Origin of the sequence: Methanococcoides sp. NM1 (genome assembly GCF_900774285.1) — an archaeon.
Classification (GTDB): Archaea; Halobacteriota; Methanosarcinia; order Methanosarcinales; family Methanosarcinaceae; genus Methanococcoides; species Methanococcoides vulcani.
This window is the reverse complement of the sequence record NZ_CAAGTW010000013.1, coordinates 1-14,500: the sequence shown is the minus strand read 5'-3', so window position 1 is coordinate 14,500 and position 14,500 is coordinate 1. Positions and strand designations below refer to the sequence as shown.

General features: G+C 43.9%; 16 protein-coding genes. 13 read left to right on the top strand and 3 right to left on the bottom strand.

Going from position 1 to position 14,500, the window contains the following annotated elements; translation table 11 throughout:
- The first annotated feature begins 118 nt into the window (after positions 1–118).
- The 5 genes from iorA to E7X56_RS11040 all read left to right on the top strand — a co-directional run bounded on the left by iorA (position 119) and on the right by E7X56_RS11040 (position 5,149).
- Positions 119–2,002: an indolepyruvate ferredoxin oxidoreductase subunit alpha gene (gene iorA, locus E7X56_RS11060; protein WP_135606805.1), complete on the top strand. Its 1,884-nt coding sequence runs from the start codon at positions 119–121 to the stop codon at positions 2,000–2,002.
- Complete coding sequence (locus tag E7X56_RS11055; protein ID WP_135606804.1) at positions 1,999–2,616, top strand: indolepyruvate oxidoreductase subunit beta; 618 nt, start codon at positions 1,999–2,001, stop codon at positions 2,614–2,616. Before iorA ends, E7X56_RS11055 begins: the two co-directional genes overlap by 4 nt.
- Positions 2,609–3,952: a phenylacetate--CoA ligase family protein gene (locus E7X56_RS11050; RefSeq protein WP_244603506.1), complete on the top strand. Its 1,344-nt coding sequence runs from the start codon at positions 2,609–2,611 to the stop codon at positions 3,950–3,952. Before E7X56_RS11055 ends, E7X56_RS11050 begins: the two co-directional genes overlap by 8 nt.
- Before the next feature lie 139 nt (positions 3,953–4,091).
- Positions 4,092–4,517 (top strand): zinc ribbon domain-containing protein, encoded by a 426-nt coding sequence (locus E7X56_RS11045; protein ID WP_244603505.1) that lies wholly within the window; start codon positions 4,092–4,094, stop codon positions 4,515–4,517.
- A 161-nt stretch (positions 4,518–4,678) separates the two neighbouring features.
- Positions 4,679–5,149 carry a metal-binding protein gene (locus E7X56_RS11040; RefSeq protein ID WP_135606803.1) on the top strand — a complete coding sequence of 157 codons (471 nt, stop codon included), beginning with the start codon at positions 4,679–4,681 and terminating at the stop codon, positions 5,147–5,149.
- 105 nt (positions 5,150–5,254) lie between these two features.
- Here the strand turns inward: E7X56_RS11040 and E7X56_RS11035 are convergent, their stop codons facing one another.
- Positions 5,255–5,458 (bottom strand): hypothetical protein, encoded by a 204-nt coding sequence (locus E7X56_RS11035; RefSeq protein WP_135606802.1) that lies wholly within the window; start codon positions 5,456–5,458, stop codon positions 5,255–5,257.
- Between the two features lie 496 nt (positions 5,459–5,954).
- On the opposite strand from E7X56_RS11035, the gene E7X56_RS11030 reads away from it, so the two are divergent.
- Positions 5,955–6,113, top strand: coding sequence for a CxxC-x17-CxxC domain-containing protein (locus E7X56_RS11030; protein WP_135606801.1), 159 nt, complete (start codon positions 5,955–5,957; stop codon positions 6,111–6,113).
- 489 nt (positions 6,114–6,602) lie between these two features.
- The gene (locus E7X56_RS11025) at positions 6,603–7,304 is read left to right on the top strand and encodes a DUF1614 domain-containing protein (protein ID WP_244603504.1); all 702 of its coding nucleotides are present in this window, start codon (positions 6,603–6,605) and stop codon (positions 7,302–7,304) included.
- On the opposite strand, the gene E7X56_RS11020 is transcribed toward E7X56_RS11025, so the two are convergent.
- The gene (locus tag E7X56_RS11020; RefSeq protein ID WP_135606800.1) at positions 7,284–8,186 is read right to left on the bottom strand and encodes an ATPase domain-containing protein; all 903 of its coding nucleotides are present in this window, start codon (positions 8,184–8,186) and stop codon (positions 7,284–7,286) included. The genes E7X56_RS11025 and E7X56_RS11020 overlap by 21 nt on opposite strands.
- 68 nt (positions 8,187–8,254) lie before the next feature.
- Positions 8,255–9,625 (bottom strand): dihydroorotase, encoded by a 1,371-nt coding sequence (locus tag E7X56_RS11015; RefSeq protein WP_135606799.1) that lies wholly within the window; start codon positions 9,623–9,625, stop codon positions 8,255–8,257.
- A gap of 335 nt (positions 9,626–9,960) precedes the next feature.
- Here E7X56_RS11015 and E7X56_RS11010 point away from each other — a divergent pair, with 335 nt between their 5' ends.
- The 6 genes from E7X56_RS11010 (at position 9,961) to E7X56_RS10985 (ending at position 14,439) form a co-directional block, all read left to right on the top strand.
- The gene (locus E7X56_RS11010; RefSeq protein WP_135606798.1) at positions 9,961–10,827 is read left to right on the top strand and encodes a PstS family phosphate ABC transporter substrate-binding protein; all 867 of its coding nucleotides are present in this window, start codon (positions 9,961–9,963) and stop codon (positions 10,825–10,827) included.
- Between the two features lie 35 nt (positions 10,828–10,862).
- Complete coding sequence (gene pstC / locus E7X56_RS11005) at positions 10,863–11,756, top strand: phosphate ABC transporter permease subunit PstC (RefSeq protein ID WP_135606797.1); 894 nt, start codon at positions 10,863–10,865, stop codon at positions 11,754–11,756.
- Positions 11,756–12,613 (top strand): phosphate ABC transporter permease PstA, encoded by an 858-nt coding sequence (pstA, locus tag E7X56_RS11000; RefSeq protein ID WP_135606796.1) that lies wholly within the window; start codon positions 11,756–11,758, stop codon positions 12,611–12,613. The genes pstC and pstA overlap by 1 nt, the downstream gene beginning before the upstream one ends.
- 22 nt (positions 12,614–12,635) lie before the next feature.
- Positions 12,636–13,403 (top strand): phosphate ABC transporter ATP-binding protein PstB, encoded by a 768-nt coding sequence (gene pstB, locus E7X56_RS10995; protein WP_135606795.1) that lies wholly within the window; start codon positions 12,636–12,638, stop codon positions 13,401–13,403.
- A 4-nt stretch (positions 13,404–13,407) separates the two neighbouring features.
- Positions 13,408–14,058 carry a phosphate signaling complex protein PhoU gene (gene phoU, locus E7X56_RS10990; RefSeq protein WP_135606794.1) on the top strand — a complete coding sequence of 217 codons (651 nt, stop codon included), beginning with the start codon at positions 13,408–13,410 and terminating at the stop codon, positions 14,056–14,058.
- Positions 14,059–14,142: 84 nt separating this feature from the next.
- Complete coding sequence (locus E7X56_RS10985; RefSeq protein ID WP_244603503.1) at positions 14,143–14,439, top strand: hypothetical protein; 297 nt, start codon at positions 14,143–14,145, stop codon at positions 14,437–14,439.
- Positions 14,440–14,500: the final 61 nt, after the last annotated feature.

Sequence of the window (14,500 nt, the reverse complement as noted above, 5' to 3'; positions counted from 1 at the left end):
ATCAAAGAAGTGCATATGCTCGCATCAATGTATAAATATATGCAATGTTTCAGCTCCAATATGTGGATCTGCTGAATTATTTTCTTTCCATACCTATCACCATTCAAGAGGAACGATATTGACCAGTAAACGTATATTAATGGGCAACGAAGCGATCGCTTTTGGAGCGATGAAAGCCGGCGTTCAGATAGCAAGCGGTTATCCGGGTACACCTTCGACCGAGGTGATGGAGACCATCATCTCCAATGCGAACAAATATGGCATATATGCCGAATGGGCGACCAACGAGAAAGTGGCACTTGAAACAGCAGCTGGCGCCGCCTACTCGGGTGCCAATGCCATGGTCACCATGAAGCAGGTGGGACTGAACGTGGCATCAGACCCCCTCATGAGCCTTTCCTACATAGGAGTAAAGGGTTCGCTTGTGATCCTTGTCTCCGATGACCCCGGCCCCCATTCCTCCCAGACCGAACAGGATACAAGGGCCTTTGGTCACTTTTCAAATATTCCTGTCCTAGACCCCTCCACACCTCAGGAGGCTTATGACATGGCAAAGTTGGCCTTCAAACTATCACATGAGATGGAGATCCCTGTGATACTCAGGACCACAACGCGTGTGTCCCATGGCTGTGCTGATGTAATGATCGAGGACATAGACCCAGCATTCCGTGACATCGAAGGCTTTGTAAAGGATCCAAAGTGGGTCATATTCCCGAAACTGACAGCCCAAAGGCATCCCTGGCTTGAAGAGCTTCAGGTCAGGCTTTCAGATCATTTTTCTGAGTACTTCAAAGAGAACTCTTTTAACTCGATATCAAAAGGAAACAGCAAGATCGGCATTGCGGCCTCGGGTGTTTCCCATCTGTACGCAAAGGAGGCTATAAGGGATAGCTCTGAAACCTTCTCCCTTTTCAAGGTCGCAACCGTTCATCCTTTCCCTGAAAAGGCAGCCCTTGAATTCCTCAGCAATATCACAGACCTGATCGTGATCGAGGAACTTGACCCATACCTTGAGGAGCAGTTCCTGCAATTGATAGGCAGGCATCATCTCGATGTGAACGTACATGGAAAGAAAAACGGCCATTTCCCTGTAAGCGGAGAATATAACGTCGATGTCGTTATCGATGGGGTGAACAGCTCACTTAAAGATATCAATACAGACGTTTCTTTCCTGTACCATTCATCGCCTGTGATCGATAAGGATAATGTACCTCCACTTCCCGTAAGGCCTCCCACATTATGTGCAGGCTGCATGCACAGGACGGTCTTCTACGCATTCAAAAAGGCAGCCGGGAAATTGAGGGCAGAAAAAGGCATAGATTCCATATTCTCAGGGGATATCGGCTGTTATACCCTTGGAAATGCCAGCCCACTCAATATGGTGGACACATGTCTTTGCATGGGGGCAGGGATCAGTATAGCAGCAGGCCTGTCCCATGCACATCAGTATCAAGGAGGTCAGAAGGCAAAACAGGTGGCATTTATCGGCGACTCTACCTTTTTCCATTCCGGGGTTGCCGCTGTGATAAGTGCAGTATACAACAATGCTGACATCACTGTGGCGGTTCTTGACAACCGGACCACAGCCATGACAGGTCATCAACCCCATCCGGGTATTGGTCTGACAGCCACAGGCGTTTCCACAAAGGTCATTGATATAGCCGATGTCCTCAGAAGCTGCGGGGTGGATCTTGTCGAGACCATAGAGGTCAATGACCTTGGCGAATGCATAGATACGGCAAAGAAGGCCATGGAGTTCGAAGGTCCTTCTGCTGTCGTGTTCAAAGGAAGATGTGTGGGGATCACAAAAGGAAAGGAGCAATATGTGGTTGATGAAGGAAAATGTACCGGTTGCATGCTCTGTGTCTCTCAGCTTGGATGCCCTGCCATATTCTCGACCTCTTCCGGGCTACCGGTCATACAGGACAACTGCACCGGTTGCAGTTTGTGTGCACAGGTCTGTCCATCGGATGCTATTGTTCTGAAGGAGGGATTACAATGAAATTCGATATTCTTATCGCGGGTGTGGGCGGACAGGGTGTTGTGCTTGCATCCCGTCTGCTTGCAACGGCTGCTATCGATGCTGGTTTCCATGTAACCACCGCCGAGACCATCGGCATGGCCCAGAGGGAAGGGTCGGTTACCAGTCATATCAGGATCGGGGATGAGGTCTGCGGTTCACTGATCCCATCCGGAAATGCCGACCTCATAATAGGGCTTGAGCCTGCGGAGGCTGCAAGGAACATTTATTTCCTGGGCATGAATGGCAGTATTGTTGTAAATGAGCATGCTGTAATGCCCTCTGCTATAAATGGATGTGCTGAATACGATCCAGATCAGGTCCTCGAATTCCTGAAGGGGAACTGTCGGGATATCATATCTGTCGATTTCACACAACTTGCAAAGCAGGCAGGGACCTACAAGGCAGCAAACGTTGCCATGCTGGCAGCAGCTGCAGGTGCCGATCTCCTTCCATTCTCCTCCGGGGATCTGTGGAATGTGCTTGAGAAGATGGTGCCGGAAAAGTACAGGGATGTGAACAGGAGGGCCTTTGACATGTCCCTCGAAAGGGTCTCAGGTATAAAGGACCCTGAACAACAGACACTGGATGTCTGATCTTCCAGAGATGATGCGAATGTGCAATGTTTGTGTGAATAATGATCTAAAGGAAAACACTTCTGACAATGAGGAAGAACGTTCCCGGCTATGCGAGGAGGAACAAACTGCCAAGCTCAAACAGCTTCTCAAAAGGGTTGCATTGGGAAGCTCCTTCTATCAGAGGAAGTTCGAAGACGCTGGGATAGATGTCGATTCTATCAAAACCCTGGAAGATATTGCAAGGCTTCCGTTTACCACTAAAGAGGAATTGCGGGATGCTTACCCCCTGGGTCTTCAGGCTGTCCCGGATGAGGATATCATAAGGATACATTCGTCATCAGGCACAACCGGCAGTCCTGTCATTATCCCATATACACAGAGGGATGTTGATGTATGGGCAAACATGATGATGCGCTGCTACCAGATGGCAGGTCTTACCAGAAATGACAGGATACAGATCACACCCGGATACGGACTTTGGACCGCAGGCATAGGTTTTCAGGCAGGTGCCGAGCTTCTCGGGGCAATGGCAGTTCCAACAGGACCGGGAAATACAGAAAAACAGTTGCAGATGCTGCTCGACCTCAAGTCCACAGCACTTGCAAGCACCTCATCCTACGCCCTCCTCCTTGCAGAGGAGATCAACAAAAGGGGTTTGAGGGACAATATCAACCTGAAGGTCGGAATCATAGGTTCCGAGCGCTGGAGTCCTAAGATGAGGTCCCGTATCGAGGATGAGCTCAGGATCGAGAGCTTTGACATCTTCGGTCTCACCGAGATATACGGACCCGGTATTGCTATAGATTGCTCCATGCATGATGGTCTTCACTACTGGTCAGACCACCTGTTCTTTGAGATCATAGACCCTGTCACAGAAGAGAGGTTGCCCGATGGAACCCTTGGGGAGCTTGTCATAACAACTCTTACAAAGGAAGGCGCACCCCTTATACGCTACAGGACAAGGGACCTTACACGCATCATCCCCGAACCCTGCAAATGTGGCTGCCCCTTCCCTCGCATAGACCGCCTGCTGGGACGTACCGATGACAGGATAAAGATCAAAGGTGTCAACGTCTATCCCGGCCAGATCGAGGATGTCATACAGAGGGTCGAAGGCGTCAGCAGCGAATACCAGATAGTTCTTGAAAGAAACCAGGGCAGGGATTCAATGCTCTTCAGGGTCGAGATCGATGGTGCAGATGACCCTGGAATAAATTCAGGGGCTGCAAAAGCACTGAATAAAGCCTTCAGGGACTTTATAGGTGTCAGTGTAGATGTGGAATGCGTCGGAATGGGAGAGCTTCCCCGCAGTGAGAAGAAGAGCAAGAGGGTCATTGATAACAGGGATATGTAAAAAGATCCCCTTCTTTTTTCAAAATACCTTCTCAAATCTGTACAGTGAATAAGATCGCTATAGTGTGATTCTTAAAAACAAACATTATAAATAGTTTCTATTCAATAGTAGAAGTTATTGAACTGTGCGAGATTTACTAATGGGAAAGCCAATGACGTTTTGTTCAAATTGTGGAGCAGAGATTGATGAAAAAGCTGCAATGTGCCCAAAATGTGGAGTTCCCACTGGCACACGATATCTAACGCCACAATCTCCCAAAGATCCTGGATTAGCAGCTGTTTTATCCCTTTTATTCAGTGGTTTAGGACAAGTTTACAACGGTGAACTTAGAAAAGGAATTGGAATATTAGTAGGTGTTGTTGTTGGATGGGTTACTTTTCTTATCCCGGGACTAATAATATGTATATATGGAGTTTATGATGCTTACACTACCTCAAAAAAAATGAATGCAGCTGAGATACCATTCAAAAAAGCAGATCGTGCAGATTACATTCTTTTTATATTGGTTTTCTTGATTCTGATCGGAGTATTTGCCGCCATTTTACTTTGGATGGGGTTACTGTAAACACAGAAGCCCTTTTTTAAATCGGGCTTTCACCTGAACTAAAGTCATGTTTGCCAGATAACATTTTTGTTTCCTGATATGAAAACAGTATCATGATGCGAAGATATAATATCACCCACATCATTAAAGACCAAAATTCAAATCAAGGAAACGAATGAACAATGCCAGACGCAAAAACACATGACAAGATAAACATTGCAGTGCTGATAGTTGTACTGGTGGGCCTTTCCTATCTTACGATATGGAAGGAAAATGAGATGGCTGTCAGATATCTGGATATTTACAGGATATCGGTCTTTTCTATATCCTATCTATTTGCAACGTTCTTCCTTAGCCCGGACCTTGATATTGAAAGTAAACCCTACAAAAGATGGAAGATGTTCAAGATCCTCTGGTGGCCCTACAAGGTTATATTCAAACACAGGGGATTTTCCCATAATCCTGTCATCGGACCCCTGTCCATTGTGATTAACCTTGCATTGATAGTGGTCGTATTGCTGCTGCTTATGGGTGTTGAGCTGCACAAGGTACCTTTAAGATTCATTCTAGCAGCCACAGCAGGGATGTGTCTGTCAATGGAAATTCATATAATATCGGACTTCCTGATCTCAAAAACGAAACGTTATTTGTGAGAAGTTTCGTTCTATTAAATTTCGGAAAGGGGAATTTAGAGGGATTATTTGTGGACCTTGTGCATAAATCGGGGCAATGAGTATCTTGAAAATAAATATTTGAATTTATTCAATTTCAACAAATTCCACATAATTACTTGAAGTTTTAATAGCTGAATCGAACATATTTCCATCACGATTGATCTTCCTGATGTATTCAAGTTTCTCTTTATTCATATCAGCCTTATCTAATGCTCTAATAACACAACCGATCAAAGCATGAACATCATTAGTTTCACCGTAAAAAGCACATTTTGGTTTATCGGACATTATAGCTCCCATAACAAATATAATAAAATGAATGAACATTTGTCATCCATTCACAAAATGAAAATAAATCATTACCAATTATCATAAACCTTTAAAAAAACTTATTGAGCATAATGTCCTCTATCTTTAATAAGGTTTGTATCCAGTTATATAAAGCAAATTAAGCAAATTTGCACAAACTAAGTTATAATTAACACATCAACAAATACCTGAGCCTGCTTAACGGTTTGAAATACCGAGATCATCCCTTGATCTCCCCAGATACATGATCAATAAATGGTTCATAAACGCCCTTTTGAGGATCATTTGAAAAGCATCTAAAGGTTTTACTGCCTTACCATCATTTTCAGCTAACTGAAAACCAACAGTGATATATCTGGTCAGACCATGAGTGGCATTAGTCAACTAGTTCATCAAGACCTCCCAAGAATAATAGATTCCCAAGTGCGGCTCTTTTTGGATTGAATTGGTATAAAATATAAAGGGAGGAAAACAAATGGAAACAAGAGGTTTCAACAACGGACCAAGAGAGATGCACAAAGCTAAATGTGCTGACTGCGGTCAGGAAACAGAAGTACCTTTCGTACCGGACCCAAACAGACCGGTATACTGCAGGGAATGCTTCCAGAGCCACAGACCACCTAAAAAATACTAAGTGGATGTGAACAATAATATATTTTAAAGATCAAAGTGAAATGTGCGGTTAGATAGAATATTTCTATCATGATCGCACGATCTATTTTTGAATTAAATTTTAAATCTATTTTTGGATTAAGCAGTCTTGAGGATCATAAACAAGACCGTATTAGTTCTGATCCATCTCGTGGCAGAAACTAACATTTACCAGTTATCCAAACCTTTTGAAAAAATAACTCTTAATGAACCAGACAACTGTAAAAGCAGTTGTTACTATGACGTAAGACCAGATATCCATCCCGCCATTTTCTTGTGACAAGATCGTCAGTAAACCCAAAAATGCAATCAAAAGAACAGCAAACCACGTTAGTTCTTTCATCAATTGTTCTTTCATTATGATCTTCCTGCTTTTAAGAGGGAATATTGATCTGGCTCATAGATATGTTTTTTTGCCTTTTAATTGAATATCCTTTAGAAATATTTAATAACTAAAACCGTGCTCTTGTTAATGAGAACAATGAGAGGATATATCAATAAATCAGAGATTCGCATGTTTTTGATCTTTGGATTCATGCTTTTGCCTATGGCGGTCCTGTGTTATCAGCAGGAGCTTTCGTTAGGGATAATATCTTCTTATCCGCTTTTCATCATACTGGTTCTCATGCTTCTTGGTGCTAATATTGAGCTCCCTGTCAGTACGATCAGAACAAAGAAAACACAGGATCTTCAAAGGGATGCAGCAACATTGGAAGAGGTCTACTCAGTACCTCTGGTAAAAGATATCTCATCCAGCATGAAGCTGGCATTTAATACGGTCATTACCCTCAACGTTGGGGGCTTCATAATTCCTTTTGCTGTAATGCTGTTCCTGATCGTCTTCCAGCCTGACTTTGTAGGGCTTGAGATCATGTTGATCATGATAGTAGCTGCAACACTTCTCTCTGATTTTGTCAACGGCATTGGCATTGTGATGCCGGATTACATCGGACTCATAGCAGTGCCTTTCGCATTGATCTTTGCACCGGAGAATGCAGCTACCGTTGTATTCGTATCAGGTATTGGTGGTATCCTTCTTGGAAATATCACAGGGCTACTGATGTTCGATAAAGAGAATAAAGGAAGTGCTTTTATCAACCTTGGCGGGGTTGGAAGCTTTAAAGCAGTATATGTGACAGCAATAGTTGCAGCATTAATATCCTGGTTCGTTTGAAGAAGAATTATGATGCATGTTCATCCTCTCCTGAAGCTTTCTGGCTGTAAGGTTTACGGTCCTGTACTTTGAGATACCCTTATCTGTGAACCTGAACGGCTGCGGGGAAGCATCCACGCGGGTAGCTCTCATTTTCTGGACAGCCATAACAGGGGTCAGATTTGCTTCGACCTCATTTGCCTGCATCTTATCAAGGAAGATTATCCCATCCCCAAGGAAATCATATGTGTCATATGACTTGGTCTCAATTCCGAACTCTTTTTCAGTTACAAGGAAAGAAGTGATATTTTTTGTTTTAAGCATCTTATGCAATGTACGCCATTCCAGGGATTTCCTGAACTCAGCAGGATCAGTGAACATGTTCAGGGAATCGAAAACGATCCGTCGTGGCTTATACGCCTCTATGATCTCACCAATATCCTCAAATGACAACATGGACATGCCGAACACCTCAAGGTAGCCATCGTCGATATGCTTGCCAATATCCCAGCCAAATCGCATGAAATGCTGAATTAATTGCTGTATCCTTTCTTCAAAGGAGAAAAAGAGGCATTTCTCATCGTTCTTGATGCCTTCCATCAAAAACTGCATGCAAAGGGTAGTTTTACCTGTTCCCGGAGGACCTGTCACAACAACTGTAAATCCTTCAGGAATACCGCCTTCAAGCATGTCATCAAGCCCGACAACACCAGTATTGACCCTTTTGATAGCCTTCTCGATATTGTTCGTATCGATCTTGGATTTGAACTTGCTACTATCAAGGGACATCAGCGCCTTTTCAAGTACAAGGTTCTTGGCTCCAAGTTCCTTCTCATACCTTTCAAGTATCTTAATAGCGTCAGAACTTAATGTTGTGTGAACAGGGAACTTGTTTCTTGCCATAAACGTAGATTGAAGACTATATATTTAAGGCTTACTTCATGTGTCCACAGATATGAATATTATGTCCATCATTGCTCTTCTTTAGGGTAGCCACGTCCTTCAAGGAACTTGCCACGTCCTTTTTCAGCAATGACCTCATTTTCCCAGACAACTTCACCCCTGGCGATCGTGGTCATCGGGAAGATGGCATCCATGCCTTCAAATGGAGTCCAGCCGGCTTTACTGTGAAGCTTGTCAGCTTTAATAGGAGTTGCACTGCGTGTATCAACAATGATCAGGTCTGCATCATACCCTTCCGCAAAAACTCCCTTTGAGTGGTGTGTATCAAGGCCAAATATATGCGCAGGGTTCCTGCTTGTGACCTCGATCATCCTGCCGATCGGAAGAATGTTCTTCTTGACCGCCATGAGCATGAGCGGCATAAGCGTCTCGACTCCCGGAACACCTGATGGTGCACTCCTGATATCAAGGTCCTTATCGAATTCAGAATGTGGTGCATGGTCTGAAGCTATAGCATTCACAGTTCCATCATTGACCGCGTTCATAAGCGCTTTCACGTTTCTGCGGTCACGCAGTGGCGGGTTCATCTTTCCAAAAGTTCCCAGCTTGTCCCAGTCCCTTGTAGATAAGAACAGATGGTGCGGGGCGACTTCACAGGTAACAGTATGCTCACGGTTCTCTGCTGCTGCAACATATTTTTCCTTACGGATAAGCCCCAGCGCCTCAAGTGTGCTGATATGACAGAAGTGTGATCTTGTACCCTTTTCTGCAATTACTTCAAGTGCTTTCTCGACAGCATATCCTTCACAGAGGTTTGAACGTATTCGTGAATGTGATGACGGGGAAAGGTCATTCTTAAGCAGTTTTTCATTTTCCAGGCGGATGTTCTCATCTTCGGCATGAATGCAGGCCACCGCATCAAGCTCTTTAATGATCCCGAGTGCCTGCGAGAAATCCTCTTCGTTTATGTTCAGCCCACCAGTGGATTCTGCCATGAAGATCTCGCCAAATGATGTCACTCCAAGCTCCCAGAGCAATGAAAGGGATTCAAGGTTCTGCGTTACACCGCCATTGATACCAAAATCAATTACAGACTTGCGATTTGCCAGTTTCAGCTTTTCCTTAAAAGAGGATTTATCAACAGTCGGAGGTATGGTATTCGGATGCTCTATAACAGTAGTAATTCCGCCTGCTGCTGCCGAGCATGAACCAGTGTGCCAGTCTTCCTTCTTTATCATACCTGGTTCCCTGAAATGCACATGTGCATCTATTCCGGCAGGTATCGTCAGTGCTCCCCTGGCATCGATCAGAAGGTCCGGGTCAGCTCCGGTGATATCCTTTGCAATACGCTCGATCTTTCCATTGTTGATCAATACTTCTCCTGGCTGCAAAAAGTTGTTGTAGAAGACCTTTGTGTTCTTAATAAGGATATCAGTCATAGATCGGAGCTCCTTTTGAAAATTATGAATTTTAGATCATGATGAAGTCAACGTTGGGATTTACTTTTTTATGTATTATAAAACTGTTCTTTGTTGTTTTAGCTTTCGGCGTTACCCTATTCTTGTACAAGTAAAGACTGAACGATTCGATTAAATTTTCTAAAATATATAGAGTATATATCAATATAGAATATATTGAGCATTATATATTGAAATATAGAATATACAGAGAAATACTATATACAATTCGCCTTATTTCCTTCCTTACAGGTCGGTACATTAGAATTCAGATCTGAAAACAAAAACCACTTTAGTTCAATAAGGTGAAAAAACCAATGTCCAGAAAATCAATATCATATGTGATCACGCTTCTGCTGATCACTTCACTTGCTCTTTTCGGAGCAGGGTGTGTGGGTAACGATACTACCAATTCCGGTAGTGAAGAAATGCAGTCAATTATTATCAAGGGATCGGATACAGTTCTTCCGCTTGCACAGGCAGAAGCCGAGGAATTCATGATCGAGAACCCTGAAAGCACAATATCCATCATCGGAGGGGGGTCAGGTGTCGGTATCGCAGCACTCATTGATGGCGAAGTGGACATCGCAATGGCATCAAGAGCAATGAAAGGATCAGAGATCGAGAATGCACAGGCAAATGGTGTCGATCCTATACAGCAGACAATTGCATGGGATGGTATCTCTGTTGTAGTAAACCCGGAAAACCCTGTATCTGATCTGACATTCGAACAGCTCAAAGCGATCTATGTAGGAGACATCTCCAACTGGAATGAAGTTGGTGGCGAAGACCGTGAAATAGTCGTCCTCTCACGTGACAGCAGTTCCGGTACATACGAATACTTCAAGGACGAAGTAATGGAAGGCAATGAATACAGGGCTGATGCACTTATCAATCCATCAACAGGAGCGATCACCCAGACCGTATCACAGAACAAGAACGCTATCGGCTATGTCGGTGTTGCTTACCTTGACGAGACCGTAAAGGCACTTGCAGTAGACAATGGTAACGGTGCTGAACAACCAACATCCGAGAACATCCTCTCAGGTGCATATCCACTTGCAAGACCACTTTACTTCTACACCGACGGTGAACCAACCGGCCTTGCACTTGAGTTCATCGAGTTCGTCTCAAGTGAGACCGGAACAGAAACAATCTTTGAAGTAGGATACTTCCCTGCTTGATCTTTTTTAAAATGCTTAAGGATCAGGGATGACTTATGTTGCATAGAAAAAAGAAGGAAAAAGCAATTGAATCCACACTCTTAGTGGTAAGTGGAGTTACAGTTGTAGCTCTCTTCCTTCTTTGTTTTTTCCTTTTCAGGGAAGGATTCCTTTTGTTCGGTGATTATTCCATCATTTCTTTCATAACCGAAACTTCCTGGTATCCATCATCATCACCGGCAAAATTCGGATTATTGCCGCTATTAACAGGATCACTGATCGTAACAGCTGGAGCCATCCTTCTCTCAGTACCTCTTGGCATTGCTTCCGCGGTATATATATCAGAACTTGCAGACCCTAAAGTGGCACAGCTGATCAAACCATTTGTAGAGATCCTCGCAGGCATACCTTCAGTTGTTTATGGTTTCTTCGGCCTTGTAATAGTAGTTCCATTGCTACAGGACCTGTTAGATCTCCCCACAGGGCAGACCGCACTGGCCGGTTCTATCATGCTTGGAATGATGGCGCTACCGACTATCATATCAGTATCAGAGGATGCTATAAATTCAGTGCCCGCTGCACTCAAGGAAGGTTCCCTTGCCCTTGGAAGTACCAAGTGGCAGACCATTTACAGGGTAGTATTGCCGGCAGCATTGTCAGGTATTTCCGCAGCCGTTATGCTTGGTATCGGAAGGGCGATCGGAGAGACCATGACCGTCATGATGGTAACTGGAAATACCGCTATCATACCCGGAATTCCCGAAGGGCTTTTCGATCCCGTAAGGACCATGACCGCGACCATTGCACTTGAAATGGGAGAAGTTCCGCAGGGAAGTGAACATTTCCATGCGCTGTTCGCAGTCGGATCTGTGCTTTTCCTAATAACGTTCATCATCAATCTTATCGCTGACAGCGTTAAGAAGAAATACAGGCTTCAGGAGGGGGTTTGATGTTTTTTACACCTAAGATATCCGAGAAGCTGGCATTTGCCACACTAAAGCTCTGTATGGCACTGGTGCTCGCTTTCGTATCCATCCTTGTGATCTACATTGTTGTCAACGGCTACAGCGTGCTCAGCCTTGATTTCATAACCCAGATGCCAATGAAAAGAATGACCGAAGGAGGCATTTATCCGGCAATTGTGGGAAGTCTCATGCTGATCGGACTTTCAATGGCCTTCGCAATCCCTCTTGGCATACTCTCGGCAGTTTACCTGAATGAATATTCAACTCCGGGACGTGTTTCCTGGGCCATTGAGATGGCGATCAATAATCTTGCAGGTACACCATCAGTGGTGTTCGGTCTTTTCGGACTGGCATTGTTCGTCAAATACTTCGGATTTGGAGCTTCTCTCCTGTCGGCTTCTTTGACATTGGCTTTGCTCATTTTGCCCGTGATCATTCGTGCGAGCAAAGAAGCATTGATGACAGTACCACAGGAATACAGGGAAGCTTCCCTAGCACTGGGTGTCACCAAATGGCAGACCACAAGAAAGGTCATACTTCCTGCAGCAATTCCCGGAATGATGACAGGTATAATCCTGAGCATCGGCAGGGTTGCAGGTGAAACAGCACCCATCCTGCTTACAGGAGCCGCATACTTCTTACCAAGAATACCGGATTCGGTCTTCTCCCAGTTCATGGCATTACCTTACCACCTTTTCGTGCTGGCGACCTCAGGTACAAGTATCACACAGACACGTCCGATCCAATATGGAACAGCACTGATACTGCTCTTGATAGTTGTTTTCATGAACAGCATTGCAGTAGTAATAAGAAGACATTACCGGAACAAATTGAACAGGTAAAAGAGAATTCAAGGATGATCTTATGTCTAAAAATGAAATTAATACGAATATCAATATTAAAGATCTCAATCTCTGGTACGGTGAAAAACACGCACTTAAAGACATTTCACTTGACATACCGGAGAAAAGCGTTACTGCATTGATAGGTCCTTCAGGCTGTGGAAAATCAACATTCCTCAGATGCCTGAACCGCATGAACGACCTGGTAAAATCATGCAGGATAGAGGGGGAGGTACTTGTTGATGATGAGAACATCTATGAAAAGGATGTAGATGTCGTTGACCTGAGGAAAAAGGTCGGAATGGTCTTCCAGAAGCCAAACCCTTTCCCCATGTCCATCTATGATAATATTGCATATGGTCCGAAGATACATGGCTGTTCAAAATATGAGACCAATGAAAGGGTACACAAGGCACTCGAAGATGCTGCCCTTATGGGAGAGGTTCAGGAAAGACTTGGAGACCAGGCATTTTCACTTAGTGGGGGACAACAGCAAAGATTGTGCATTGCAAGAACACTTGCTGTCAAACCTGAAATAATCCTGTTCGACGAACCATGCAGTGCTCTTGACCCCATATCCACTTCCAAGATAGAGGACCTTATCCTTGAGCTTAAAAAAGATTACACTATTGTGATCGTAACACACAATATGCAACAGGCAGCTCGTATTTCTGACCATACTGCCTTTTTCCTTCTCGGGGAACTGATCGAGTTTGGGAAAACAAAGAATATATTTGAGAATCCACAGGTAAAGAGTACAGAGGATTATATTACAGGAAGGTTCGGGTGATCTTATGGTGAGAGAAAGATACATTGAAAGGCTTGATTACTTAAAATCAGAGATAGAAGAGATGGGGAAGGTATCCGGGGAAATGCTGGCCAATTCAATACAGGCCCTGGAAACCCTTGATATTGAGCTCTCAGAAAAGGTCATTGAAATGGATACAGCCGTTGATAATTACGAGTATAACGTTGAAAAGTCTACAGCACACCTGTTAGCCCTTCAGCAGCCAATGGCCGGTGACCTCCGCCTGATCACAGCCTCGTACAAGATCGCAATAGACCTTGAGAGAATGAGTGATTTTGCGGTCAATATTGCAGAGATCGTCAAGAAGATCGAAGGAGAACATGCCATTCCATTATCTGAAATAACTACCATTGCATCTATCACCCAGAATATGCTCAGTAATTCTATCAAAGCATATTCGGAAGCAGATGCCGAACTTGCAAAAGTGACTGCAGCAGAGGATGATAATGTTGACAAATTATTTTATTCCACATGGGAAAAGCTGGTTAAAATGATGATAGATGATGCGACGCTTATTCCAAATGCTGTGGATCTGATATTTGTTCTCAGGTATCTGGAACGCATTGCAGACCACGCATGTAACATCTGTGAAAGTGTTGTCTATATGGTAACGAACCAGAGACTAAATTTGAACTGAAAACTGATAAGGTTCTTTGAACCTTATCGAACATCATTTTTTCTTTTCTTTTCTTTTTCTGATTTGTTGGCATCTCATAGACCTATGGGAGTAAGGAAAGTTACTGAAGAGTTTAATTCTGTTATGAACGGCAAGGTTGAGTACAGGAAAAAGAATTCAACATGGAGTGCTGTCCTGTTACTCAAGGCAAGGGGGTTAAGCCATCATCTTGTAGGGAAGAGGAAAACGATTGAGTTTAGTAAGCCTTCCTATAAAATTGAAAGACATGATTCAGATGATATGAGGAAGAAAATCCTCGATATGACTTATACTGAGTGGAAGAGTGCGACAAGAAAGTTAAACCATGAATTGCGGAAACGCTGTCCTTTCCATTTGGGATAATCCTACTATGACATGCGTTGATGGTAACGTCAGGGTGTGAAGCTCATAGGACAATATGGAG

Excerpts from the sequence above, each read along its gene's own strand:
- E7X56_RS11015 (WP_135606799.1), bottom strand. The coding sequence starts at position 9,625 with ATGACTGATATCCTTATTAAGAACACAAAGGTCTTCTACAACAACTTT.
- E7X56_RS11010 (WP_135606798.1), top strand. The coding sequence starts at position 9,961 with ATGTCCAGAAAATCAATATCATATGTGATCACGCTTCTGCTGATCACT.
- E7X56_RS11025 (WP_244603504.1), top strand. The coding sequence starts at position 6,603 with ATGAGAACAATGAGAGGATATATCAATAAATCAGAGATTCGCATGTTT.
- E7X56_RS11050 (WP_244603506.1), top strand. The coding sequence starts at position 2,609 with ATGTCTGATCTTCCAGAGATGATGCGAATGTGCAATGTTTGTGTGAAT.
- pstB (WP_135606795.1), top strand. The coding sequence starts at position 12,636 with ATGTCTAAAAATGAAATTAATACGAATATCAATATTAAAGATCTCAAT.
- E7X56_RS11040 (WP_135606803.1), top strand. The coding sequence starts at position 4,679 with ATGCCAGACGCAAAAACACATGACAAGATAAACATTGCAGTGCTGATA.
- E7X56_RS11030 (WP_135606801.1), top strand. The coding sequence starts at position 5,955 with ATGGAAACAAGAGGTTTCAACAACGGACCAAGAGAGATGCACAAAGCT.
- E7X56_RS11020 (WP_135606800.1), bottom strand. The coding sequence starts at position 8,186 with ATGGCAAGAAACAAGTTCCCTGTTCACACAACATTAAGTTCTGACGCT.
- pstC (WP_135606797.1), top strand. The coding sequence starts at position 10,863 with ATGTTGCATAGAAAAAAGAAGGAAAAAGCAATTGAATCCACACTCTTA.
- E7X56_RS11035 (WP_135606802.1), bottom strand. The coding sequence starts at position 5,458 with ATGTCCGATAAACCAAAATGTGCTTTTTACGGTGAAACTAATGATGTT.
- E7X56_RS11055 (WP_135606804.1), top strand. The coding sequence starts at position 1,999 with ATGAAATTCGATATTCTTATCGCGGGTGTGGGCGGACAGGGTGTTGTG.
- E7X56_RS11045 (WP_244603505.1), top strand. The coding sequence starts at position 4,092 with ATGGGAAAGCCAATGACGTTTTGTTCAAATTGTGGAGCAGAGATTGAT.
- phoU (WP_135606794.1), top strand. The coding sequence starts at position 13,408 with ATGGTGAGAGAAAGATACATTGAAAGGCTTGATTACTTAAAATCAGAG.
- pstA (WP_135606796.1), top strand. The coding sequence starts at position 11,756 with ATGTTTTTTACACCTAAGATATCCGAGAAGCTGGCATTTGCCACACTA.
- E7X56_RS10985 (WP_244603503.1), top strand. The coding sequence starts at position 14,143 with ATGGGAGTAAGGAAAGTTACTGAAGAGTTTAATTCTGTTATGAACGGC.